The following is a 23,970-nucleotide window of genomic DNA, read 5'->3' as shown; positions in this document are numbered from 1 at the left end:
AAGAGGTATTAATTATGGTTTCAGAAGATTTAAAACAAGAGTTTGATAAAGAAGTTCAACGATTGAAATATCAAAAAGTTCGAATGACTCCTCAACGCCTAGAAATTTTAGCGTATATGATGTCGCACACCAATCATCCTACTGCGGAAGAAGTTTTTAATGATTTGAAGACTCGAACTAGTAATATCAGTATTGCTACTGTTTATAATAATTTGCGCTTTTTGGCAACGATAACTCCGATTGATGAATTGACCTACGATGATAGGTCAATTCATTTTGACTATTATCACCATGAACATTTTCATGCAATATGTACTAAATGCGGTAAGATTTATGATGTAAATTATTCTGATTATCCTTTATTACATCGCCATTTGAAGCAAGAATCCGGGTTTGAAATTTCGAAGATCAATTTAAATATTCAAGGAATTTGTAAAAAGTGTCAAAAAGGGGTTGCAAAAGAAGAAAAAAGTTGATAATATATTTTCTGTTGTCAATGAGTCATGTTCGTCACTGCTAAATGATTTAAAAAAGCAGTTGACAAGCTCATGATAAGATGATAAACTAAACAAGCGGCATAATCAAGTGCTGTGAGCAAAAAAGTAGATCTTTGAAAACTGAACAAAGTTTCTTTTTAACCAAAGTGCTGGGTTCGCAAGAACCCGTCAATAAAAGCAATAAATAAAGAAGACAAAGAACGTTAGAGTTCAGAGTCTGAGTCACAAACTAAAAATGAGAGTTTGATCCTGGCTCAGGACGAACGCTGGCGGCGTGCCTAATACATGCAAGTCGAGCGAGCGGAACTAACAGAATACCTTCGGGTAGGAAGATAAGGAAGCGAGCGGCGGATGGGTGAGTAACACGTAGGTAACCTGCCCTTCAGTGGGGGATAACAATTGGAAACAGTTGCTAATACCGCATAAGCCTTCTAATCACATGATTGGGAGTTAAAAGACGGTTTCGGCTGTCACTGAAGGATGGACCTGCGGCGTATTAGCTAGTTGGTAAGGTAACGGCTTACCAAGGCAATGATACGTAGCCGACCTGAGAGGGTAAACGGCCACATTGGGACTGAGACACGGCCCAAACTCCTACGGGAGGCAGCAGTAGGGAATCTTCCACAATGGACGAAAGTCTGATGGAGCAACGCCGCGTGGATGAAGAAGGTTTTCGGATCGTAAAATCCTGTTGTTGAAGAAGAACGTATTTGAGAGTAACTGCTCAGATAGTGACGGTATTCAACCAGAAAGTCACGGCTAACTACGTGCCAGCAGCCGCGGTAATACGTAGGTGGCAAGCGTTGTCCGGATTTATTGGGCGTAAAGGGAGCGCAGGCGGTTTTTTAAGTCTGAATGTGAAAGCCCTCAGCTTAACTGAGGAATTGCATCGGAAACTGGAGAACTTGAGTGCAGAAGAGGAGAGTGGAACTCCATGTGTAGCGGTGAAATGCGTAGATATATGGAAGAACACCAGTGGCGAAGGCGGCTCTCTGGTCTGTAACTGACGCTGAGGCTCGAAAGCATGGGTAGCGAACAGGATTAGATACCCTGGTAGTCCATGCCGTAAACGATGAGTGCTAAGTGTTGGGAGGTTTCCGCCTCTCAGTGCTGTAGCTAACGCAATAAGCACTCCGCCTGGGGAGTACGACCGCAAGGTTGAAACTCAAAGGAATTGACGGGGGCCCGCACAAGCGGTGGAGCATGTGGTTTAATTCGAAGCAACGCGAAGAACCTTACCAGGTCTTGACATCTCCTGCAAGTTGTAGAGATACAAGGTTCCCTTCGGGGACAGGAAGACAGGTGGTGCATGGTTGTCGTCAGCTCGTGTCGTGAGATGTTGGGTTAAGTCCCGCAACGAGCGCAACCCTTGTTACTAGTTGCCAGCATTAAGTTGGGCACTCTAGTGAGACTGCCGGTGACAAACCGGAGGAAGGTGGGGACGACGTCAAATCATCATGCCCCTTATGACCTGGGCTACACACGTGCTACAATGGATGGTACAACGAGAAGCAAACTCGTGAGGGCAAGCAGAACTCTAAAAACCATTCTCAGTTCGGATTGCAGGCTGCAACTCGCCTGCATGAAGTTGGAATCGCTAGTAATCGTGAATCAGCATGCCACGGTGAATACGTTCTCGGGCCTTGTACACACCGCCCGTCACACCATGAGAGTTTGTAACACCCAAAGCCGGTGGGGTAACCTTTATAGGAGCTAACCGTCTAAGGTGGGACAAATGATTAGGGTGAAGTCGTAACAAGGTAGCCGTAGGAGAACCTGCGGCTGGATCACCTCCTTTCTAAGGAAAATAACGGAAAGCACTTTGTAGAAACTTTGTTTAGTTTTGAGAGGTCTACTCTCAAGGTTGTTGGGTGTAACGCAGTAACGGGCCTATAGCTCAGCTGGTTAGAGCGCACGCCTGATAAGCGTGAGGTCGATGGTTCAAGTCCATTTAGGCCCATGAAAAATAAAATAGTAGTACGGGGGTTTAGCTCAGCTGGGAGAGCACCTGCTTTGCAAGCAGGAGGTCATCGGTTCGATCCCGTTAACCTCCATTGACAGGGAACTGTCAAGGATCATTAGTACTTTGAAAACTGAATATTAAGAGAAAAGACACCGAGAAACGAAGAAGAATTAAGAAATAGGTTAAGATAATAAGGGCGCACGGTGGATGCCTAGGTACTAGGAGCCGAAGAAGGACGCAACGAACAGCGAAATGCTCCGGGGAGTTGTAAGTAAACGAAGATCCGGAGATATCCGAATGGGGGAACCCGGCTAAGATAAAGCTTAGTCACACTTGGTCGAAAGATGAAGTGGGGAAGACGTGGTGAACTGAAACATCTAAGTAGCCACAGGAAGAGAAAGAAAAATCGATTTCCGTAGTAGCGGCGAGCGAAGTGGAAAGAGCCCAAACCAAAGAGCATGCTTTTTGGGGTTGTAGGACTGCGAAGTGAGATAGTGGAAGATAGTCGAATCAGTTGGGAAACTGAGCTAGAGAGAGTGAAAGCCTCGTAGACGAAATCAGAAGCGCTCTAGCAGGATCCTGAGTACGGCGGGGCACGTGAAACCCCGTCGGAATCCGGGAGGACCATCTCCCAAGGCTAAATACTCCCTAGTGACCGATAGAGAACAAGTACCGTGAGGGAAAGGTGAAAAGCACCCCGGAAGGGGAGTGAAATAGATCCTGAAACCGTGTGCCTACAAGTAGTCAGAGCTCGTTAAAGAGTGATGGCGTGCCTTTTGTAGAATGAACCGGCGAGTTACGTTTGCGTGCGAGGTTAAGTTGAGAAGACGGAGCCGAAGCGAAAGCGAGTCTGAATAGGGCGAGTAAGTACGTAGATGTAGACCCGAAACCAAGTGACCTACCCATGTCCAGGTTGAAGGTGCGGTAAAACGCACTGGAGGACCGAACCCACGTAAGTTGAAAATTGCGGGGATGAGGTGTGGGTAGCGGTGAAATTCCAAACGAACTTGGAGATAGCTGGTTCTCTCCGAAATAGCTTTAGGGCTAGCCTCAGGGAGAGGATCTTGGAGGTAGAGCACTGTTTGAACTAGGGGCCCGTCATGGGTTACTGAATTCAGACAAACTCCGAATGCCAAAGATCTATACCTGGGAGTCAGACGGTGAGTGATAAGATCCATCGTCGAAAGGGGAACAGCCCAGATCACCAGTTAAGGTCCCAAAATCCATACTAAGTGGAAAAGGAAGTGGAACTGCTTAGACAACTAGGATGTTGGCTTAGAAGCAGCAACTCATTTAAAGAGTGCGTAATAGCTCACTAGTCGAGTGGTTCTGCGCCGAAAATGTACCGGGGCTAAGTATGGTACCAAAACTGTGGGTGTTCATGTAAAAATGAATGCGATAGGAGAGCGTTGTAAGCACGAAGAAGCCAGATCGAGAGGACTGGTGGAGAGCTTAGAAGTGAGAATGCCGGTATGAGTAGCGCGAGATCAGTGAGAATCTGATCCACCGGAAGACTAAGGTTTCCTGGGGAAGGCTCGTCCGCCCAGGGTTAGTCGGGACCTAAGATGAGGCCGAGAGGCGTAATCGATGGAAAACAGGTTGAGATTCCTGTACTGTTCTGTATTGTTTGAGCAATGGAGGGACGCAGGAGATGAATCGTGAGCATGCAGCTGGAAAAGCATGTCTAAACATTAAGTTTGGTTGTGAGTCAAATGCTTGTAACTAAGAATGAGATGTGATGGGGAGCGAAATTAAAGTAGCGAAGCACGATAGTCACACTGCCGAGAAAAGCTTCTAGTTAGATACAGAATACCCGTACCGCAAACCGACACAGGTAGTCAAGGAGAGAATCCTAAGGTGAGCGAGAGAACTATCGTTAAGGAACTCGGCAAAATAGCCCCGTAACTTCGGGAGAAGGGGTGCTGGTATAAGAGCCAGCCGCAGTGAAAAGGCCCAAACAACTGTTTATCAAAAACACAGGTCTCTGCAAAATCGTAAGATGACGTATAGGGGCTGACGCCTGCCCGGTGCTGGAAGGTTAAGAGGATGAGTTAGACTTCGGTCGAAGCCCAGAATTGAAGCCCCAGTAAACGGCGGCCGTAACTATAACGGTCCTAAGGTAGCGAAATTCCTTGTCGGGTAAGTTCCGACCCGCACGAAAGGCGTAATGATTTGGGCACTGTCTCAACGATAGACTCGGTGAAATTATAATACCCGTGAAGATGCAGGTTACCCGCGACAGGACGGAAAGACCCCATGGAGCTTTACTGTAGCTTGATATTGAGTTTTTGTGTAACATGTACAGGATAGGTAGGAGCCGAAGAGCTCGGTACGCTAGTATCGAAGGAGGCAATGGTGGGATACTACCCTTGTTATATGAGGACTCTAACCCGCGCCGTTGAAGCACGGCAGGAGACAGTGTCAGGTGGGCAGTTTGACTGGGGCGGTCGCCTCCTAAACAGTAACGGAGGCGCCCAAAGGTTCCCTCAGAATGGTTGGAAATCATTCGTAGAGTGTAAAGGTAGAAGGGAGCTTGACTGCGAGACAGACAAGTCGAGCAGGGACGAAAGTCGGGCTTAATGATCCGGTGGCACCGTATGGAAGGGCCATCGCTCAACGGACAAAAGCTACCCTGGGGATAACAGGCTTATCTCCCCCAAGAGTTCACATCGACGGGGAGGTTTGGCACCTCGATGTCGGCTCATCGCATCCTGGGGCTGTAGTCGGTCCCAAGGGTTGGGCTGTTCGCCCATTAAAGCGGTACGCGAGCTGGGTTCAGAACGTCGTGAGACAGTTCGGTCCCTATCCGTCGCGGGCGTAGGAAATTTGAGAGGATCTGTCCTTAGTACGAGAGGACCGGGATGGACATACCGCTGGTGTACCAGTTGTCTTGCCAAAGGCACAGCTGGGTAGCTATGTATGGAAGGGATAAACGCTGAAAGCATCTAAGTGTGAAACCCACCTCAAGATGAGATTTCCCATTCAGGAATGAAGTAAGACCCCTCAAAGAAGATGAGGTAGATAGGTTGCGAGTGGAAGTGTAGTGATATATGGAGCTGAGCAATACTAATCGGTCGAGGGCTTAACCAAAGGTGTAAGTAACTTAATATTCAGTTTTGAGAGGACTAAGGTTCTTTCAAGCGAAAAGGTAAGAAGAACGCAAGTGTGGTGGCGATAGCGGGGAGGAAACACCTGTAAACATGCCGAACACAGAAGTTAAGCTTCTCAGCGCCGAAAGTAGTTGGTGGGAAACTACCTGCGAGGATAGGTCGTTGCCACGCTGGTTTATTCCGGTTTAGCTCAGTTGGTAGAGCATCTGACTGTTAATCAGGGTGTCGTCAGTTCGAGTCTGACAACCGGAGTTTTATTGTGGAGAGTTGTCCGAGTGGTTGAAGGAGCATGATTGGAAATCATGTATACGGGCTTTTACCTGTATCAAGGGTTCAAATCCCTTACTCTCCGTTTATTTTATTAAATCTGACCCGTTGGTCAAGTGGTTAAGACACTGCCCTTTCACGGCGGTAACATGGGTTCAAATCCCGTACGGGTCATATTGGAAGATTAGCTCAGTTGGGAGAGCGTCTGCCTTACAAGCAGAGGGTCACAGGTTCGAGCCCTGTATCTTCCATTGTTATATATTTTTATTAGTTTGACCCGTTGGTCAAGTGGTTAAGACACTGCCCTTTCACGGCGGTAACATGGGTTCAAATCCCGTACGGGTCATATTGGAAGATTAGCTCAGTTGGGAGAGCGTCTGCCTTACAAGCAGAGGGTCACAGGTTCGAGCCCTGTATCTTCCATAATATTTTATTTTTATATTTTTAAGTAGAGTAGATATGATTTTTTAATTGTATCTATTTTTTTGCTCCATTTGATTTTTAACAAACTATGCGATACTAAAATTGAAGATTGGACGAATTGAATTAGTGAAAAATTGTCCAGATGTTACGTTAACGGGCTATTTATTAGTATTTTCAAAGGAGAGTGTGCCATTGGACGATCCTATAAAAAATTCAGATGATAGTAAACGTCCAGCTATTATCATTTGTCCAGGCGGAGGTTTTTTAACTATTTCGGAGCGGGAGGCAGAACCCGTAACTTTGTTTTTTGCTGAGCAAGGATATCAAGGGTTTGTTCTAAGGTATACGACTTATAGTACTAGTGAATCACAAAAGATGAATATCTCCAAGGGATTAACAGTTAAGCAGAATGTCAATTTTCCATGTCAACTATATGAACTTGGTCAAGCAATGCTTCTTCTGCATTCAAACTCTGAGAGATGGCATATTGATCCACAAAAAATAGGAATTTGTGGATTTTCATCTGGTGGTAATATAGTTGCACTATATTCTACACGCTATAATGAACCCATTTTGACTGATTATTTTGATGTCTCACCAGAACAATTGCGACCTTCAGTCACGATTGTTGGTTATCCATTAACTGATTATCATTTCTTGATGGGAAAAGATTTAGAAAATAGAATGAAAAGTCCTCAAAAATATGCTTTTTTAAAGGCTTGTAATATTGCATATTTAGGTGTTGAATTTCCAAGCAAACAATTACAAGAAGATGTAAGTCCAGTGAATCATGTAGATAAGGATACACCACCATTTTTTATTTGGACGACCTCCACGGACTCAATGGTTTCACTAGTTCATTCTTTAAATATGGCAGAAGCGTTATCTGATAGTGATATCTCTATGAGCTGCATATTTTTGGAGAAGGTGACCATGGTCTTAGTTTAGCGACTCGAGCGACAGCACGAGATAATTCTGGAATTTCGCCAGTCGTTTCTCAATGGACTTCTTTATGTCTTACTTGGTTAGAAAAGCAATTCAATTGATTGTACTAATAATACTGAAAATAATTCGAATAATGTCCTGTCGATAATTAACAAATTTTATTTTTTTGAAATATTTGAATATAAGTAAAATAATGAAGCCAATCATGTATGATAAGATGGTTGTCAATGTTAAATATTTTAGTAGATAGAGCCCAAATAGGATTATTCCTAAACACATTCCACCAAAAAAAGTTTGATTAATTGTGTTTAAATAATCAATTGAAAAACTGAATAGATTAATTAATATGATGGTTAAAATAATTTGCGGTGACAAAAAGTGAGTAATTGGAAAGGTAATAATGATTGTTTCAAAGATGGGTACGAGTAAATTCCATATAACTGGGTTTGGAGCAGATTTATTAGTGCATAGACAAATAAATAATATTGAAAGCCAGAGTAATATTAAGTGGAACGGATATTCCATAGGTTTTATAAAATATAAAATAAAAAATATTAATATCATATATACAACATTAAAAAGTTTATTTGCTTTTAGAGGACGAAAAATATTACAATAAACGGTTATTGTCAATACTAAAAATATTGAAATTAGACCATTGCGATCAAGATGGATAGGATATTTTTGGGCTAAAATGAAAGGGTAAACTAGCAAACTCATTGTATTAATGAATGTATTGATAATTTTCATCCATGACTCCTTAATACGGTTTATGACTATTGTACTAGATTTGAAGAGTCTTAGCTAATGGTGTATGGTAAAGTATACTTTGAATAAAAAGAGGTTAAGTATTTTATGCTAGAAAAAACTTTTTATAAGGAATTGTTGAAGAATTCTTTTCAAATACCACTACAAGTTACTTATTGGGATGGTAAAACTGAAACTTATGGTGAAGGTACGCCACAAGTTAAAATTACCTTTCATGAAGCTATTCCTATAAAAAAGATTGCTGATAATGCTTCTATTGCATTAGGTGAAGCTTATGTGGACAAAAAAATTGAAATTGATGGCAGTATTGAAGATTTAATCCTTGCTGCGTATCAAAGTAAAGATAGTTTTTTATACAATAAAAAATTGAAGCAAATTATGCCTAAACGTAAACATACAGAAAATCAAAATCAGGAATATATTCATGACCATTATGATATTGGTAATGACTTTTATAAATTATGGCTTGATGATACTTTAACGTATTCTTGTGCTTACTTTAAGCGTGAAGATGATGATTTAAAGACTGCGCAATTAAATAAAGTACAACATATTCTCAATAAATTAGATCCAATACCTCAAAGAACTTTGTTGGATGTTGGTTGTGGCTGGGGAACTTTAATGTTGACTGCGGCTCAGCAATATGATCTCAAGGTTACAGGTATTACTTTAAGTGAGGAACAATATAAATACGTTCAATCTAAAATTATCGAATTAGGTCTTGAAGATAAAGCAGAGGTTCTTTTGACGGACTATCGTGAACTAAAAAATCGACAATGGGATTATGTGGTTTCTGTGGGAATGTTTGAACATGTTGGTGAGGATAATTTGGAGGGGTATTTTCAAAATGTGAGTGACTTTTTGAAAGATGGCGGCTCTGCTTTAATCCATGGGATCACAATGCAGCAAAACCATGGAGCTTCCAATGGTTGGATTGATAAATGGATTTTTCCGGGTGGCTATATTCCTGGGTTAACAGAAAATGTTCAACATATTATCAATTCTGGATTGCAAATTAGTGATGTGGAAATGTTACGTCGTCATTATCAAAAAACATTGGAGCATTGGGAACATAATTTTAATGAACATTTATCTGAAGTAATTGATATGTTTGATGAACGGTTTACTCGTATGTGGGATCTTTATTTACAGGCTTGCGCTGCTTCATTTGCCTCAGGAAATATTGATGTTATACAGTATTTGTTGACTAAAGGACCTTCAGGAACTAGTTTGCCGATGACGCGGGATTATATGACTAAATGATTTATAATTTTGATTATAAAAGTTTCTAGGAATGAAGAAAAATATGTGATAGCATGGTTTAGTTAACTAAATTCCTGATGGGGCTATTTAGCTTACCTGTAACCTAATGAGGGGGAAACAATATGGAAAAAGAACGACATTTTTTTACATCGGAATCGGTGTCTGAGGGACATCCAGATAAAATGGCAGATCAAATTAGTGATGCTATTTTGGATGCTATTTTAGAAAAGGATCCACAAGCACGAGTGGCTTGTGAAACAACTATAACCACAGGTTTAGTTTTGGTTGCTGGTGAAATATCGACAAGTTCTTATGTTGATATTCAGAGTATTGTTCGGCAAACGATTAAAGAAATTGGCTATACTAATTCGGATTATGGTTTTGATGCGGATACTTGTGCAGTGATTGTGGCTTTGGATCAGCAATCGCCAGATATTGCTCAAGGTGTAGATGATGCTTTGGAGAAGCGTGTTTCAGCAGATGATAGTGATCCTTTAGATCAAATTGGAGCTGGTGATCAAGGTTTAATGTTTGGTTACGCGACTAACGAAACACCAGAATTTATGCCATTGCCAATTATTTTGGCTCATAAATTGGTTTATAAAGTTACCCAAGTTCGTAAACAGCATGAACTGACTTATTTGCGTCCTGATTCTAAGGCACAAGTTACAGTAGAGTATGATGAAAATTGGCAACCATTGAAGATTGATACGGTGGTGTTAAGTACACAACATGATCCGGATGTAGAATTAACTGATTTACGTCAAGATGTTATCGAAAAAGTTATTAAGCAAGTTATTCCAAGTGATTTGTTAGATGACCAGACGAAATTCTTTATCAATCCGACAGGTCGTTTTGTACTAGGAGGACCTAGTAGTGATACTGGCTTAACGGGACGTAAAATTATCGTAGATACTTATGGTGGCTTTGCACATCATGGTGGTGGTGCTTTTTCTGGTAAAGATGCCACTAAAGTTGATCGTTCAGCAAGTTATGCAGCACGCTATGTGGCAAAGAATATTGTGGCTGCAGGAATTGCTGATCAAATTGAAATTCAGTTAGCATATGCTATTGGAGTTGCACGCCCGGTATCGATTAATGTGAATACGTTTAATACAAGTTCTTTTAGTAATGAACAAATTGTTCAAGCAATTCGGCAAGCCTTTGATTTGCGACCAGCAGGTATTATTGAAATGCTTGATTTAAAACGACCTATTTATAAGCAAACCGCGGCATATGGTCATTTTGGACGTACAGATGTTACTTTGCCATGGGAGCAATTAGATAAAGTGGATTTATTGAAACAAGTTATACAGAAGTAGGGAGATTTTGTGAAATCATCAACTAAAACAACGAATGTCAAATGGGTTACGGCCGCAGTTTTTATAGCAACTTTTATGACCGCGGTGGAAGGGACAATTGTTTCAACGGCAATGCCAACAATTATTGGCGATTTACATGGTTTAAAATTGATGAATTGGGTTTTTTCAATTTACCTTTTAATGAGTGCAGTTACAACGCCAATTTATGGAAAGTTATCTGATCGATATGGACGTAAACGTCTGTTAAATATTGGTTTATTAATTTTTGTGTTAGGTTCATTTTTTTGTTGCATTTCTCAATCAATGTTGCAATTGATTTTAGCGCGGATAGTGCAAGGATTAGGTGCTGGAGCAATTCAGCCGTTGACGTATACAGTTTTGGCTGATATCTATCCATTAGAAAAACGTGCAGGAATCATTGGATTGAATGGCTCATCTTGGGGCATTGCGTCAATTGTAGCTCCGCTATTAGGTGGTTTTATTGTTCAAAAATTATCGTGGCATTGGATTTTTGCTATTAATATTCCTATTGGTATTTTAACTATTATATTGATTCAAATTTTTTTGCATGAGCGAAAACGAGAAGTTGATAAACAGGTACCTATTGATTATTGGGGCATTGCTTTATTAACTACTATTTTGGTATTTTTGATGCTAGGTTTACAAAATTTGAGTAATACGAATGGTTTAGTTGTTAGTTTAGTTTTAATCATTTTAGCAATTTTGGGGTTGTTTCTCTTTATAAGAATTGAACGACTCCAAAAAGACCCTATTTTACCACTGCATTTATTTAAGAATCGGACTTTTGTGATCCAAAATATTTCTATTTTATTAATTTCTGGTTTTTTAATTGGATTTGAGGCGTATTTACCCATTTGGATGCAGAGCGTTTTGGGATTAAATCCGACGATGGGCGGATTTGCGGTAACTCCTAGTTCTGTTGTTTGGTTGTTGGGATCGTTTGTTTCAGGAAAGATGATTGCAAAGTATCCGCCACATAAAATTACGATTTTTGCGTTATCATTTTTAATTATAGGCTGTTTCTTCTACTTGTTGTTGCCTCTCAAAACTGCATTTGTTATTTTCTTGTTAATTTCAGGAATTTATGGTTTTGGTTTTGGCTTATCTATTACAACTTCAACAGTTACTTCACAAAGTGTAGTGTCGGCTGATGAAGTGGGGACGGCAACTAGTTTTAATACGTTGGCACGTAGTTTAGGTCAAACGATGATGGTGTCAGTATTTGGTATTGTGATGAATGTTAACATGGCGCGAGGCGTTAGCGAACACAAAGGTTTGACATTTCAGATGTTAGATAAAATGATTAATCCATCTATGGCATCTGGTATTCCACATCAATTTCTTGAACCTGCTAAAAAGGCTGTATTTGAAGGATTACATGGTATTTATGTGGTCGGTATGTTTATTTTGAGTGTGACTTTGATAGCAAATTTTTTTGATTTGAAGAATCGGAATTTATTAAAGGATTTTCAAAGCACAGAAGCTTCCAAATCAAAGTAATACTGATAGCTAAACAAGTTCCGGCTAAAACATCAGATAGATAATGAACATGTAATATTGGTCGACTTAAAATTATCGTAAAAGCAATTATCATAAATAAAAATGGTAATTGCTTTTTTTTCGTAATTTGATAATAGATGATACCTAAGCTGAGGAAAAAACTAGTTGTAGCCATTGCGTGGCCGCTTGGGAAACTGAAGCCATTGGCATGAACTAAATGGATTAATGTTGGGCGTGGTCTTTGAAAAATGTTTTTTAGAATATTATTGAGCAATAAATTGGTCAGGATGGTTCCGCTGAAAAAAATTTGTTGACGTGTTGTTTTAAGGAAGATGATGATAACAATACTCATCATTAAGATTGTTTTTGGAGCGCCCCAAATGGTGATTGCAGCGAAGAACCACGCATATTTTTGACTGAAAATGTTTAAGATATGAAATCCATATTGATCCAAGATATTAATCCACGTATTGTGAGTAGCAATTCCTAATGTTAAAATGATAATTAGTGACATAAAAAATAGGGTGAGGACAGTATATAAAGTTTTTTTTTTCATAAAATGCTCCATATTAGGTTAATGTTCTGATTGTTTGGTCAGATGTTGATATTAATTTGGTTTAGCTATAATAATATAGCATGGAAAGTTAAATTTATAGAATTATTAGGGGATAAATTTGTGTTAAGAAAAAATTTAAAGCAATCTGCCAGTTTATTTGTAAGTGCTACAATTTTAGTATTATCACTGAAAGTGTTTCACTTAGATTCTCAATTAGTAAATGCGAACAGCTTAGAGCCGATAACTATAAATGTTAATGATGCTGAAAACTTAGATAATACGATTGTTTCTAATGGTTATGGGGATCAAATTTTTTTGAATTTTTTAGGACTTTCTGCTCAAAAATTAGCAAGTAATAACGATCTTTATGCTTCGGTAATGTTAGCACAGGCTTTACTAGAAAGTGGTTGGGGAACTAGTTCATTATCACAGATTCCTAATTATAATCTTTTTGGAGTTAAAGGAAGTTTTAAGGGTGACGCAGTTAATATGGCGACCCAAGAAGATGATGGTAGTGGCAATTTGTATGGCATTCAATCTAATTTTCGTAAGTACCCTTCTTACAAAGAATCTTTGGAAGATTATGTACGTTTGTTGCGAGAAAATAATTATGCGGGCACTTGGCGCAGTAAAACTAGTTCATATAAAGATGCCACCGCTTTTTTGACAGGGCGTTATGCAACAGATACATCTTATGCGGATAAGTTGAACAGTTTAATTGAAAAATATGACTTGACTCGTTTTGATCAATCTCCAAGTCAAAATCCTAATGCCAATGATATCGTTGTTGATAAAGTTAGTTTTTTAACTAATAGTGTTTCACAACAAGAAAATATTGATTCTACAAAGAACACTTATCAAGATCAACAGGCACCAGTTATTGTCCGAAATAAATTCCATAATCCTGCTAATGATGTCCCATTGAGTTATGGTAATGTGACAGTCCCTGTTGTGGTAAGTACAAATGCGGTTAGTCAGTTGATTAATCAAACAAATGAAATAACGCAAGGTGCACCTAAAAAAGTTGTAAAACCTAATTCATGGTCATCTGTGACGGTTAATAGCAATAACACGCAAAATGCAGGACATGCTACACATTCTGGAGTGGATTCGACTGGTGGTCCTCAAAAGTCTAGTTCAGATTTGCCTACAAGTAAAAATGCGAATGTAATAGGGCAGTCTAATGAAAAAAATTCACAAGATTAGTTGTATTTAGTGTATAGTTTATCTATAATGAGATATATGATTTTTCAAAGAAATAGTAGTCGATCTTCATTTGCTTTGACAGAGAATAGACGTTCAGTGTGAGTCTATAACAAGAGATTGATGAACTCGTCTTTGAATATTGGGTACTGAAATGAGTAAGTGGTCACGGGGTATCGTTAATTACTTGAGAGTTATATATTTTTTATATGAAACTTAGGTGGTACCGCGGAAAATTCGTCCTATTGCAATTTTGCAATAGGATTTTTTTGTAGGAGGGTAAATAAATATGAGTTATAACCATAATGTGATTGAAAAAAAATGGCAGGCTTATTGGTTGAAGAATAAGACCTTTAAGACAACGGAGGATCCCAAGAGAAAAAATTTTTATGCTTTAGACATGTTTCCATATCCATCAGGTAAAGGGCTACATGTAGGACATCCAGAAGGTTATACCGCAACAGATATCGTTGCACGAATGAAACGTATGCAAGGATATAATGTTTTACATCCAATGGGGTGGGATGCCTTTGGCCTACCTGCTGAACAATATGCAATTAAAACTGGTCATGATCCTAAGGAATTTACTCAACATAATATTGATACATTTAAACGGCAAATTAATTCATTGGGTTTTTCTTACGATTGGGATCGGGAAGTTAATACAACAGATCCAGATTATTATAAATGGACACAATGGATTTTTGAACAGTTGTATAAAAAGGGTCTAGCTTATGAGGCAGAAGTGCCAGTTAATTGGAGCCCTGATTTGGGGACGGTAGTTGCCAACGAAGAAATTGTTAATGGTAAAACTGAACGTGGTGGTTTTCCAGTTTATCGTAGGCCCATGAAACAGTGGATGCTCAAAATTACAGCTTATGCAGATCGATTATTAGATGATTTAGATATAATTGATTGGCCAGAAAGCATCAAGGAGATGCAACGGAATTGGATTGGACGTTCAGTTGGGGCAGAAGTTAAATTTCAAATTGCTGATTGTGATCAAACTTTCAATGTTTTTACCACGCGTCCGGATACTTTGTTTGGAGCTACGTATGTGGTTATGGCACCTGAACATGAATTGGTTGATCAAATTGTTACATCTAATCGTGTCGAAGCCGTGAAACATTATCAAGAACAAGCTGCTCGAAAAAGTGATCTGGATCGGACTGATTTGAGTACCGAAAAGACAGGAGCTTTTACGGGAGCTTATGCGATTAATCCAGTTAATGGTGAGAAATTGCCAATTTGGATTTCGGATTATGTTTTGGCTAGTTATGGAACTGGTGCTATCATGGCTGTCCCAGCACATGATGATCGTGATTATGAGTTTGCTAAAACTTTTTCATTACCAATTAAGGCAGTTATTGCCGGTGGTAACGTCGACAATAAAGCTTATACAGGTGATGGCGAGCACATTAATTCTGGATTTGTGAATGGTTTAGATAAAGAGCAAGCAATTACCAAAATGATTGCTTGGTTGGAAGAGAAACAAGTTGGGCAAAAGAAGGTTAATTATCGTTTACGTGATTGGGTTTTTTCACGTCAACGTTATTGGGGCGAACCGATCCCCGTGATTCATTGGGAAGATGGTACAACAAGTTTAGTTCCAGAAGACCAGTTGCCTTTGCGTTTGCCGGCTGAACATGATATTAAACCTTCAGGAACGGTTGAAAGTCCATTAGCTAATTTAACTGATTGGGTAAACGTGGTTGATGAAAATGGTCGCAAAGGTCGACGTGAAACGAATACAATGCCACAATGGGCGGGGAGTTCATGGTACTTTTTGCGTTATGTGGATCCGCATAATAAAGAAGCCATTGCTGATTACCAAAAATTAAAAGATTGGATGCCTGTTGATTTATATGTTGGTGGTGCTGAGCATGCAGTTTTACATTTGTTGTATGCACGCTTCTGGCATAAATTCTTGTATGATTTAGGAGTAGTACCCACTCCTGAGCCTTTTCAAAAATTGTTTAATCAAGGAATGATTTTAGGTGATAATCACGAAAAGATGTCAAAATCTAAGGGAAATGTGATTAATCCTGATGATGTTGTTAATCAATATGGTGCTGATACTCTACGCTTATATGAAATGTTTATGGGACCTTTAGACGCGTCGGTATCTTGGAGTGAAGATGGTCTTGCGGGTGCTTATCGTTTCTTAGAACGTGTTTGGCGTCTATATATCAACAGTGATGATGACAATAGTTTTCGTGCTGACTTTATTACAGATCAAACTAATGCTGATTTAAAACGGATTTATAGTGAAACAGTTAAGTTGGTAGGTGATCATTATGATAAATTGCAATTTAATACTGCTATTTCCCAAATGATGACTTTTGTGAATGCTGTTCAAAAGCAAACGCAGTTTCCACGGATCTGTGCAGAAGGTTTGATTAAAATGTTAGCACCGATTGTGCCACATATTGCCGAAGAGATCTGGCAAAAAATGGGTCATTCTGAATCCATAACGTATGCTCAGTGGCCGACTTACCAGGAATCTGATTTAGTGAGTGAGCAGGTGGAAATTGTGTTGCAAGTAAATGGTAAGATGCGTAACAAAATTACTGTGCCGGCTGATATTTCCAAAGCTAATATGGAACAACGTGCTTTAAATGATGAACGGGTGAAGAATTTTCTTCAGGACAAAAAGATTATAAAAACTATCGTCGTGCCGCAAAAGATTGTTAATTTTGTGGTAAAATAACAACTCAGTGTAAGAGAGGACGAAGTTAATGGATCAAAATGCCGAAGAAAATACTGTTGCGACTGAATCTCAAAGTGGTAAAAGCAATTTAATTAAGGGTTCGGCCTGGATGACAGCAGGCAGCATTTTTTCGCGAATTTTGGGAGCTATTTATATTATTCCTTGGAATATTTGGTTTGGTTCAGCATTGACAGCAACGCTGGCGAACGCTTTATTTGCTAAGGGCTATAATATTTATAGTCTCTTTTTGATTATTTCAACAGCCGGCATTCCAGGGGCCATTTCTAAGCAAATTGCCCATTATAATGCGTTAAACGAATATTCAGCAGGTAATCAGCTTTTTAAACAGGGTTTAAAAATCATGACTTGGATGGGCATTATTAGTGCTGCGGTCATGTATTTTGGGGCACCATTTTTGGCTCAATGGTTTGCTGGAGGCAGTGTGCACGCGATTCCTGTTTTGCGAGCTTTGGCGATTGCTTTGTTGGTAATTCCTTTAATGAGCTTGATGCGAGGCTATTTTCAAGGTTATGCCCAAATGGCACCTTCGGCCATTTCACAATTTATTGAACAAGTAGCACGTGTTATTTATATGTTGGCAGCGACTTATTTTATTATGCAGGTTCAAAAAGGTAGTTATGTAAGTGCAGTAACGCAGTCAACTTTTGCTGCTTTTATTGGGGCAGTTTTTGGTTTAGGAATTTTGGTCTTTTATTTTGTTAAACAATTGCCACATTTACACAAATTATCGCGTAATAGTAAGCATGAGCTTGATGTCAGCAATAAGAATTTTTTTACGGAAATCATGCACCAAGCCGTTCCGTTTATTGTCCTAGATTCAGGAATTGTCTTATTTCAGTTGTTTGATCAATCAACGTTTAATACAATGATGGCTTCTTTTCAGCATTTGAGTCAAAATGCTTTGAATTCTATGTATGCCTTATTTGCATTTAACGCTAATAAATTAATCATGATTGTGGTTTCGTTATCTACTGCAATGGCAGTGACAGCAATTCCGTTGTTGTCGTCGGCTTATTCACGTGACAATCAAGCGGAAATTCAAGAACAAATTGCCAATATTTTACAATTGTTTTTTTTGATTATGATTCCTGCTGCTTTTGGAATGTATGCCGTAGCTAAGCCATTATATATTTTATTTTATCGTTATAATCAACTTGGCGTGTATTTGTTACAGTTTAGTTCAATTGTTGCAATCTTTTTGGGTTTGTTTACGGTATTATCAGCGGTGCTACAAGGGCTCTACCAAAATAAGATGGCGATTAAATATTTCTTGGTTGGTTTTGTAGTTAAAATGTTGGTGCAATATCCATGCATTTTAATTTTTAGTGTTTTTGGTCCGTTATTGGCAACAGTTATAGGGATGGCGGTTACCTGCTGGTTGATGCTTCGATTTTTGAAAAAACGGTTTGCTTTTCGGTTACAACAGAGCGTCAATCGTACCTGCGGAATTTTTATGATTTCAGTTTTGATGTTGTGCGCTATCTTAGTTTTTGATTTCATTGCGTATAATTCTTTTGCCAGTACAGGACGTTTGTGGGCAATTATTTTGTTGATAATAGAGGTTGTGCTAGGTATTTTGATTTATGGTTATTTAATTTTAAAAACTCGCTTAGGTGAGAAAATTTTGGGTCACCGCTTAAGGTTATTGCGCAATAAATTGCGGATTAAATAATTATATGGTCGGCTAAAACACTTTTCATTATGATTAATTAAAACATTCATAATGTAAAAGTGTTTTTTGATTTTTAAGAATAATAGCGCTTGCTAAAAATTAGATAACTAGTATGCTTAAATTATTGAAGAAGACACTAGGGGTGCCTGTTAGGCTGAGATAGAATAATCTAATCCCTTTGAACCTGTGAAGTCAAGACTCGCGAAGGAAAGTGGCTCATATCGTCAAAGTAAAGACTCTTTTGTCCTCAGCGATGAAGGGTCTTTTTGTTTTTAGGTTTTTAGAGGGATAACATCTGATCAGCCGTGATAAATTTTGGGAGGATGTAATCATGTATGAGACAAAAGGTAGAAATATGTTTTTATTGTGGTTTGGTGTCGCAATTTCAATTGCAGAAATCTTAACGGGAATGTTGGTAGCACCTTTAGGATGGAAACAGGGGCTGTGGTCAATTATTCTCGGTCATATAATTGGATGTGGATTATTTTTATTGCCAGCAGCTTATATGTCAGGCCGAAAGCATCGTTCAGCAATTGGTGTCACAGAATTAACTTTTGGTCAAGTCGGTGTCAAATTATTCTCATTGTTAAACGCTATTCAATTAATCGGCTGGACAGCGGTAATGATTGTTAATGCGCAAATTGCTATGAATGAAGTTTCTGGATATTTGTTTCATTTTAAATCAATTTTGACGATGACTATTATTGTGACGATTTTGATCAGCTTGTGGTTGTTAATGGATCATGAATGGCTGTTTAAAATTAATAATCGGGTTGTTATTTTATTAGCTTTAGGGATTTTATTGTTGATTGGCTCAATTATGACTACATCTCACCAGCTAGTTAATCCTGTAAAGTTAGGAAAAATTAGTTTTGGCGCAGCCGTTGAATTAAGTGTCACAATGTGTTTGTCTTGGTTACCAGTTATTGGTGATTCTACGCAAAATGAACGTTATCCACAAAAGGTCAGTTTAGCAAGCATTTGTGGTTATTTCTTAGGTGGTTGTAGTATGTTTGCAGTTGGTTTACTTATTGTTTTGAAAACTGGACAAAAAGATTTGATGCTAACTTTGTTACAAACAAATCTGGGTTTGGTGGCGTTATTTATTATTATTTTTTCAACTGTGACAACTACTTTTATGGATGCTTATTCAGCAGTGCAGAGTTTACAGATTTTATTCCCAAGATTAACAGCCAAAACTTTAAGTTTGTTAGTCATGGTCATCGGTTTTGTCTTAGCAATAGGGGTATCAATGCATTTCTATGAAAATTTTCTCTCGTTAATTGGAGCTGTTTTTACACCGTTATTTGCAATTTTGTTCATCAGTATCTTCGTTTTGAAAAAAAGACTAGCTCGCGTTTGGAATTTTGTTTGGTGGCTGGTAGGAAGTTTAGCTTACTATGGTTTGCAGCGGTTAGATTTTATATTAGGAACAACTTTTTTATTATTGTTAGTGTTAAGTTTAGGTGTGTATGTAACATCGATATTTACAAAGACTTATTCACTGCAGTAAGGACATAAAGTTTAGACTGATAAGCATTTTTCTTTACCTGATTAAGAGCTCCACTTATAATGAGTTAAATTAATTGGGGGGGATCTTGATGAGTAATGATAGTAAAAAAGATCAATTAAAGGGAAAAATTAATAAAGGCTTGGGCAAAGCGATGGGTGATGATTCTAAAGAGTTAAAAGGTAAAACTCAAGAGGCTTTCGGAAAGGCCAAAGATAAATTTAATGAGGTTAAAGATGATGTTGCAGATAAAATGAATCAAGAAATTGATAAACATAAAAGGGATTAATGCGGTAAAATAAAACTATTACCGATTGGGTGACTGATGTTTCGGAAACAGCAGTCATTTTCTTTTGAAAAAGGAGATTTTACGTATTAAAACCTTAGTTATCGTGGCTCATCCGCAGTTAAACAATTCCTCTACCCAACAATTTTTAAAACAGGGTGCTCTATTAGCGCAAGCTAACTGGCATGAACTCTCACTGCCGATGACTGCATCACCAGAATATGAAAGACAATTATTACGTCAAGCTCAACGAATCATTTTTCAATTTCCATTGTATTGGTATTCGGAGCCTGCGGTCTTAAAGCAATGGGAAGAACGATATTTGTCGACACAGTTTGTGGAAAGTGAATTGGGGAAAAAAGAATTAGGCTTGGTTGTGTCGACAGGGTTACCTCGGACGGCTTTTCGCAGTGGCGCAAAAGCTCATTTTGGTTTGGATCAATTACTCGTGTCTTTTCAGGGGTTAGCACGACAAGCACAGATGACATGGTTACCTATTTTTAGTATCTATCAATTTGCATATATGTCTGAACAAGAGCGTCAACTCTTATTGATGCGCTATCAACGTTATTTGAGCCAGGATTTTCCAGATTCATTATTGAAACGGAGCAATTGGTATTTGGAACGACTGAAGCAATATGTTCAACAACATCCACAAAATCCGCAATTAGAATTAGTTCAAACTCAGTTTCAGCAAAATATTTGGTCACTAGAAAACAGTTTATCGACGGTGCAGTTAATTAAACAAGGAGAAGACGATTCCCTTGAATGAAAATAATCAATGGTTGCTTCAACAGTTGGATGATTTAATCAAAAATGAACCACAATATGAACAACGTGCCCTTTTGGAAGGTTTAAAAAAAATTATTAATGAGCAAGATTTACGTTTAGAGCAATTACAGAATGAAATTGATGGTCGATTATGGAACCATGACCAGTGGTAGCTTACGTATAATTATGATAAAATCAGAACTAATTAAATTTTTATTTATTTGGTGATAATACATGAAGAAAAAAACAGTTAAAGCAATGATTAAGCAATCGAAAGTTAATCATGAAAAAATTTATGCACGGATTACATTTTCAGATGGACGGATACTGACAGTTCCGGTTAAAGCTGATGATCAAGTTTCAATTGATGATTTGAAGCGGAAGTTAAGAGACAAAGATGGTTCTTTCACAGGCACTGATGGTCTGAACTACGATTTACGTAATTTAATTCATTACGAATTTATTGAATAAGAAAAGTTGACGAAAGATAACTTTTCTTGTACAATTAAACAGTTGTAATTGTGCTGCCACAGCTGCAACCGCGCATGACTAGGTTTAAGCTTAAAGGCGCCTAGTGTGGCGAGTCTAAGAATGGAGGTGTACAAATGTACGCAATTATTAAAACCGGCGGTAAGCAATACAAAGTTGAAGAGAATCAAGCAATTTTTGTAGAAAAGCTTAACGTTGAAGAAGGTCAAGAAGTTACATTCGATCAAGTTCTTTTAATTGGTAGTCGTTCCATTACTGTTGGAACACCAACAATTGAAGGTGCTAAAGTGACAGGAACTGTTGAAAAGCAGGGTCGCGAAAAGAAAGTTGTAACTTATAAATATAAACCTAAGAAGCATTCGCATACTAAGAAGGGCCATCGTCAGCCTTATACTAAAGTTTTAATTAATAAAATCGAAGCTTAAGATATGATTCAAGTGATTTTTGATTGTAATAGGCAAAGTCAGATATCGAGTTTTCAGATGACTGGTCATGCAGACTATGATGTGTATGGTCAAGATATTGTTTGTGCTGCAGTTTCAGTTATTAGTCTAGGGACTGTGAACTCTTTGCAGACTTTAGCTAAAGTTCAACCAGTAGTTAGAAGTGATACTAAGCAAGGTGGTTTTCTAGAGTGTTTTGTAGATTATGCCAAGATCATTGATCATGATCAGCTTATTGTAGCTCAAACATTAATGGCTAACTGTTATGAAATTGTACAATCATTAGTTAATAATTATGCTGATTTTATTCAAGTTGAACTGCAAAATGAATAGGAGGTAATATCCGATGTTAGAAATGAATTTACAATTCTTCGCTCACCATAAGGGGGGCGGTTCCACTTCCAACGGTCGTGATTCTGCAGGTCGTCGTTTAGGTGCTAAAAGTGCTGATGGTCAACGAATTAACGCTGGAGCAGTGATTTATCGTCAACGTGGAACAAAGATTCATCCTGGTGCTAATGTTGGTCGTGGAAGCGATGATACATTATTTGCTTTGAAACCTGGCGTAGTTAAATTTGAACGTTTAGGTCGAGACAAAAAGCAAGTTTCAGTGATTGTTGAAGATTAATTAGTTATTAAGAAGCCGCGTAAGCGGCTTTTTTTTAACTACCGTTTTGTGGAACAGTTTATGATATAATTTAATATGATAAATTTGATATTTTAAAGAAAATATAATATAAAATAATTTAGAGGTTAATAATGATTTCAGTTAATGAATTTAAAAATGGATTGACGATTCAAGTAAATGGCGAATTGTGGCGAATTGTCGAGTTCCAACATGTGAAGCCGGGTAAGGGTAGTGCTTTTGTACGTTCCAAATTAAAAAATTTGCGGACAGGTGCTGTTCAAGAAAAAACATTTCGTTCCACAGAAAAAGTAGATCAAGCTCAAATTGATAATAAGAAAATGCAATATCTTTACGCTGATGGTGATAATTATGTATTCATGGATACGAACACTTATGAACAGTTATCTTTACCACGTGAAAATATGGGTAATGCGTTGGATTATTTAGTAGAAAATATGGAAGTTAACGTCATTATGCATGGTGGTGAAACGTTGGGAATTGATATTCCTAATGTTGTAGATTTAAAAGTGGCTGCTACTGAACCTGGAATTAAGGGTGATACAGCATCTGGTGGTAGTAAACCGGCAACGATGGAAACAGGTTTAGTAGTTCAAGTACCCTTCTTTGTTAATGAAGGCGATGTGTTGACAATTAATACTGTAGATGGTAGTTATAGTTCACGGGCCAATAAATAATAACAGTAATGGAGGCTTTAGGAATGGCGGACAGTAAATATTTGAAAATTGATCCCGTTCAAGCTGATGATTTGGGCGAAGTACATGTGACAACTGACGTTTTAGAAGCTTTGTTAGGGATTGCGGCTACCAAAGTCAATGGTGTTTTTGGTATGCGTGGGACGCTTGCTAATAATATCAATGCCTTATTTGGTCATCAAAGTCATGGTAAGGGTGTGTCTGTTTCTTATAATGACGAAATTAATCAAGTGTCAGCAACTGTCTACGTGTATTTGGAATATGGAATTTCCGTTCCTAAAGTTGCACTGGAATTACAAAAATCGTTGAGTCAGCAACTTAAATTTATGACGGATTTAACAATGACAGAGGTAAATGTGCAAGTTGTTGGTTTGGTAGCCAAGAGAATTAATGAAGGTGAACATTAATTCAAATTTAATAAAGAAAGTGGCGTTAAATTGACTCTCAATAGACATAATGTCCGTGAACTAGCTATACAAGCTTTATTTTTGTTAGATTCTTTGCCAAAGCAAGACGTGGATGCGGCTTTGCAAGAAGTGTTAGCTTTGAATTCGGTTACGCAAACTCCAGATTATTTGACTTTTTTGGTGAATGGTGTGCGGGAACGTTTGTTTCAATTAGATGAACAATTAACAAAACATCTAAAAAGCGGCTGGTCATTGGCTAGAATTAGTCGAATAGATGTAAATATTATGCGCTTAGCATTGTTTGAAGTTCAAAATAGTCCAGCGGTACCAGCTAAAGTGGCAATTAATGAGGCTTTAGAATTAACAGAACAATTTAGTGAACCACAATCCAAAAAATTTATTAATGCGGTCTTGTCCCATTTTATTGAACAAGTCCCGTCAAAACATGAGTAAGGTGCTGAAATATTATTAACAGCATCTTT

General features: G+C 38.3%; 20 protein-coding genes, 8 tRNA genes, 3 rRNA genes, 1 riboswitch and 2 other annotated features. Of the genes, 30 read left to right on the top strand and 1 reads right to left on the bottom strand.

Translation table 11 applies throughout. From position 1 onward, the window contains the following. The first annotated feature begins 14 nt into the window (after nt 1–14). The 16 genes from MOO45_RS05410 (at nt 15) to MOO45_RS05335 (ending at nt 12,079) form a co-directional block, all read left to right on the top strand. Nucleotides 15–476 carry a Fur family transcriptional regulator gene (locus tag MOO45_RS05410; RefSeq protein WP_249513915.1) on the top strand — a complete coding sequence of 154 codons (462 nt, stop codon included), beginning with the start codon at nt 15–17 and terminating at the stop codon, nt 474–476. A gap of 252 nt (nt 477–728) precedes the next feature. Further along, nucleotides 729–2,295, top strand: a 16S ribosomal RNA gene (locus tag MOO45_RS05405). An 88-nt stretch (nt 2,296–2,383) separates the two neighbouring features. Further along, nucleotides 2,384–2,457 (top strand) — tRNA-Ile (locus tag MOO45_RS05400). Nucleotides 2,458–2,478: 21 nt separating this feature from the next. Beyond that, a tRNA-Ala gene (locus MOO45_RS05395) sits at nt 2,479–2,551 on the top strand. A gap of 89 nt (nt 2,552–2,640) precedes the next feature. Further along, nucleotides 2,641–5,550, top strand: a 23S ribosomal RNA gene (locus MOO45_RS05390). A 74-nt stretch (nt 5,551–5,624) separates the two neighbouring features. After that, nucleotides 5,625–5,741, top strand: a 5S ribosomal RNA gene (gene rrf / locus MOO45_RS05385). Together the 16S, 23S and 5S rRNA genes with 8 tRNA genes alongside form the textbook arrangement of a ribosomal RNA operon. A gap of 8 nt (nt 5,742–5,749) precedes the next feature. After that, nucleotides 5,750–5,822 (top strand) — tRNA-Asn (locus MOO45_RS05380). A 9-nt stretch (nt 5,823–5,831) separates the two neighbouring features. Continuing rightward, nucleotides 5,832–5,922: transfer RNA gene (locus tag MOO45_RS05375), tRNA-Ser, on the top strand. A 17-nt stretch (nt 5,923–5,939) separates the two neighbouring features. Further along, nucleotides 5,940–6,011: transfer RNA gene (locus tag MOO45_RS05370), tRNA-Glu, on the top strand. Between the two features lie 4 nt (nt 6,012–6,015). Then, nucleotides 6,016–6,088 (top strand) — tRNA-Val (locus MOO45_RS05365). Between the two features lie 23 nt (nt 6,089–6,111). Continuing rightward, nucleotides 6,112–6,183: transfer RNA gene (locus MOO45_RS05360), tRNA-Glu, on the top strand. A 4-nt stretch (nt 6,184–6,187) separates the two neighbouring features. Next, nucleotides 6,188–6,260, top strand: a tRNA-Val gene (locus MOO45_RS05355). A 102-nt stretch (nt 6,261–6,362) separates the two neighbouring features. Beyond that, nucleotides 6,363–7,208, top strand: a complete 846-nt coding sequence (locus tag MOO45_RS05350) for an alpha/beta hydrolase (protein WP_249513914.1) — start codon at nt 6,363–6,365, stop codon at nt 7,206–7,208. Between the two features lie 852 nt (nt 7,209–8,060). After that, a complete protein-coding gene (locus MOO45_RS05345) occupies nt 8,061–9,236 on the top strand; it encodes an SAM-dependent methyltransferase (RefSeq protein ID WP_249513913.1) in 1,176 nt (391 codons plus the stop codon). A 122-nt stretch (nt 9,237–9,358) separates the two neighbouring features. After that, a complete protein-coding gene (metK, locus tag MOO45_RS05340) occupies nt 9,359–10,558 on the top strand; it encodes a methionine adenosyltransferase (protein WP_249513912.1) in 1,200 nt (399 codons plus the stop codon). A gap of 75 nt (nt 10,559–10,633) precedes the next feature. After that, entirely contained in the window at nt 10,634–12,079 is a 1,446-nt protein-coding gene (locus MOO45_RS05335; RefSeq protein ID WP_249515172.1) for an MDR family MFS transporter, read from the top strand. Here the strand turns inward: MOO45_RS05335 and MOO45_RS08185 are convergent. Then, entirely contained in the window at nt 11,982–12,431 is a 450-nt protein-coding gene (locus tag MOO45_RS08185) for a phosphatase PAP2 family protein (protein ID WP_396022426.1), read from the bottom strand. The genes MOO45_RS05335 and MOO45_RS08185 overlap by 98 nt on opposite strands. Nucleotides 12,432–12,755: 324 nt before the next feature. Between MOO45_RS08185 and MOO45_RS05330 the strand changes: the two genes are divergently transcribed. The 14 genes from MOO45_RS05330 to nusB all read left to right on the top strand — a co-directional run bounded on the left by MOO45_RS05330 (nt 12,756) and on the right by nusB (nt 23,941). Further along, entirely contained in the window at nt 12,756–13,841 is a 1,086-nt protein-coding gene (locus tag MOO45_RS05330) for a glycoside hydrolase family 73 protein (protein ID WP_249513911.1), read from the top strand. 33 nt (nt 13,842–13,874) lie between these two features. Continuing rightward, nucleotides 13,875–14,086, top strand: a binding site (T-box leader). Between the two features lie 41 nt (nt 14,087–14,127). Then, complete coding sequence (gene leuS / locus MOO45_RS05325; RefSeq protein WP_249513910.1) at nt 14,128–16,548, top strand: leucine--tRNA ligase; 2,421 nt, start codon at nt 14,128–14,130, stop codon at nt 16,546–16,548. 28 nt (nt 16,549–16,576) lie between these two features. Then, nucleotides 16,577–18,241: a putative polysaccharide biosynthesis protein gene (locus MOO45_RS05320; protein WP_249513909.1), complete on the top strand. Its 1,665-nt coding sequence runs from the start codon at nt 16,577–16,579 to the stop codon at nt 18,239–18,241. 128 nt (nt 18,242–18,369) lie between these two features. Continuing rightward, nucleotides 18,370–18,468: riboswitch (TPP riboswitch) on the top strand. A gap of 104 nt (nt 18,469–18,572) precedes the next feature. Then, complete coding sequence (gene cytX / locus MOO45_RS05315) at nt 18,573–19,754, top strand: putative hydroxymethylpyrimidine transporter CytX (RefSeq protein WP_249513908.1); 1,182 nt, start codon at nt 18,573–18,575, stop codon at nt 19,752–19,754. 88 nt (nt 19,755–19,842) lie between these two features. Continuing rightward, nucleotides 19,843–20,040, top strand: a complete 198-nt coding sequence (locus MOO45_RS05310) for a CsbD family protein (RefSeq protein ID WP_249513907.1) — start codon at nt 19,843–19,845, stop codon at nt 20,038–20,040. A gap of 64 nt (nt 20,041–20,104) precedes the next feature. Continuing rightward, a complete protein-coding gene (locus tag MOO45_RS05305; protein ID WP_249513906.1) occupies nt 20,105–20,809 on the top strand; it encodes an NAD(P)H-dependent oxidoreductase in 705 nt (234 codons plus the stop codon). Continuing rightward, on the top strand, nt 20,802–20,981 hold the full coding sequence (locus tag MOO45_RS05300) for a hypothetical protein (protein WP_249513905.1): 180 nt from the start codon (nt 20,802–20,804) through the stop codon (nt 20,979–20,981). The genes MOO45_RS05305 and MOO45_RS05300 overlap by 8 nt, the downstream gene beginning before the upstream one ends. A gap of 61 nt (nt 20,982–21,042) precedes the next feature. Then, a complete protein-coding gene (locus MOO45_RS05295) occupies nt 21,043–21,279 on the top strand; it encodes a hypothetical protein (protein ID WP_249513904.1) in 237 nt (78 codons plus the stop codon). A 56-nt stretch (nt 21,280–21,335) separates the two neighbouring features. After that, nucleotides 21,336–21,405 (top strand) — a sequence feature (ribosomal protein L21 leader region). An 8-nt stretch (nt 21,406–21,413) separates the two neighbouring features. Next, nucleotides 21,414–21,722 (top strand): 50S ribosomal protein L21, encoded by a 309-nt coding sequence (gene rplU / locus MOO45_RS05290; protein WP_249513903.1) that lies wholly within the window; start codon nt 21,414–21,416, stop codon nt 21,720–21,722. Between the two features lie 57 nt (nt 21,723–21,779). Further along, nucleotides 21,780–22,073 carry a ribosomal-processing cysteine protease Prp gene (locus MOO45_RS05285; RefSeq protein WP_249513902.1) on the top strand — a complete coding sequence of 98 codons (294 nt, stop codon included), beginning with the start codon at nt 21,780–21,782 and terminating at the stop codon, nt 22,071–22,073. Between the two features lie 13 nt (nt 22,074–22,086). Then, nucleotides 22,087–22,368: a 50S ribosomal protein L27 gene (gene rpmA, locus MOO45_RS05280; RefSeq protein ID WP_249513901.1), complete on the top strand. Its 282-nt coding sequence runs from the start codon at nt 22,087–22,089 to the stop codon at nt 22,366–22,368. 131 nt (nt 22,369–22,499) lie between these two features. Further along, a complete protein-coding gene (gene efp / locus MOO45_RS05275; protein ID WP_249513900.1) occupies nt 22,500–23,063 on the top strand; it encodes an elongation factor P in 564 nt (187 codons plus the stop codon). Between the two features lie 23 nt (nt 23,064–23,086). Continuing rightward, nucleotides 23,087–23,488, top strand: coding sequence for an Asp23/Gls24 family envelope stress response protein (locus MOO45_RS05270; RefSeq protein WP_249513899.1), 402 nt, complete (start codon nt 23,087–23,089; stop codon nt 23,486–23,488). 30 nt (nt 23,489–23,518) lie between these two features. Then, nucleotides 23,519–23,941 (top strand): transcription antitermination factor NusB, encoded by a 423-nt coding sequence (gene nusB / locus MOO45_RS05265; RefSeq protein ID WP_249513898.1) that lies wholly within the window; start codon nt 23,519–23,521, stop codon nt 23,939–23,941. The last annotated feature ends 29 nt before the right edge of the window (nt 23,942–23,970 follow it).

It is taken from the genome of Bombilactobacillus folatiphilus, from assembly GCF_023380265.1.
GTDB lineage: Bacteria > Bacillota > Bacilli > Lactobacillales > Lactobacillaceae > Bombilactobacillus > Bombilactobacillus folatiphilus.
The sequence above is the reverse complement of the archived record's forward strand: the minus strand, read 5'-3'. Positions and strand labels throughout refer to the sequence as shown.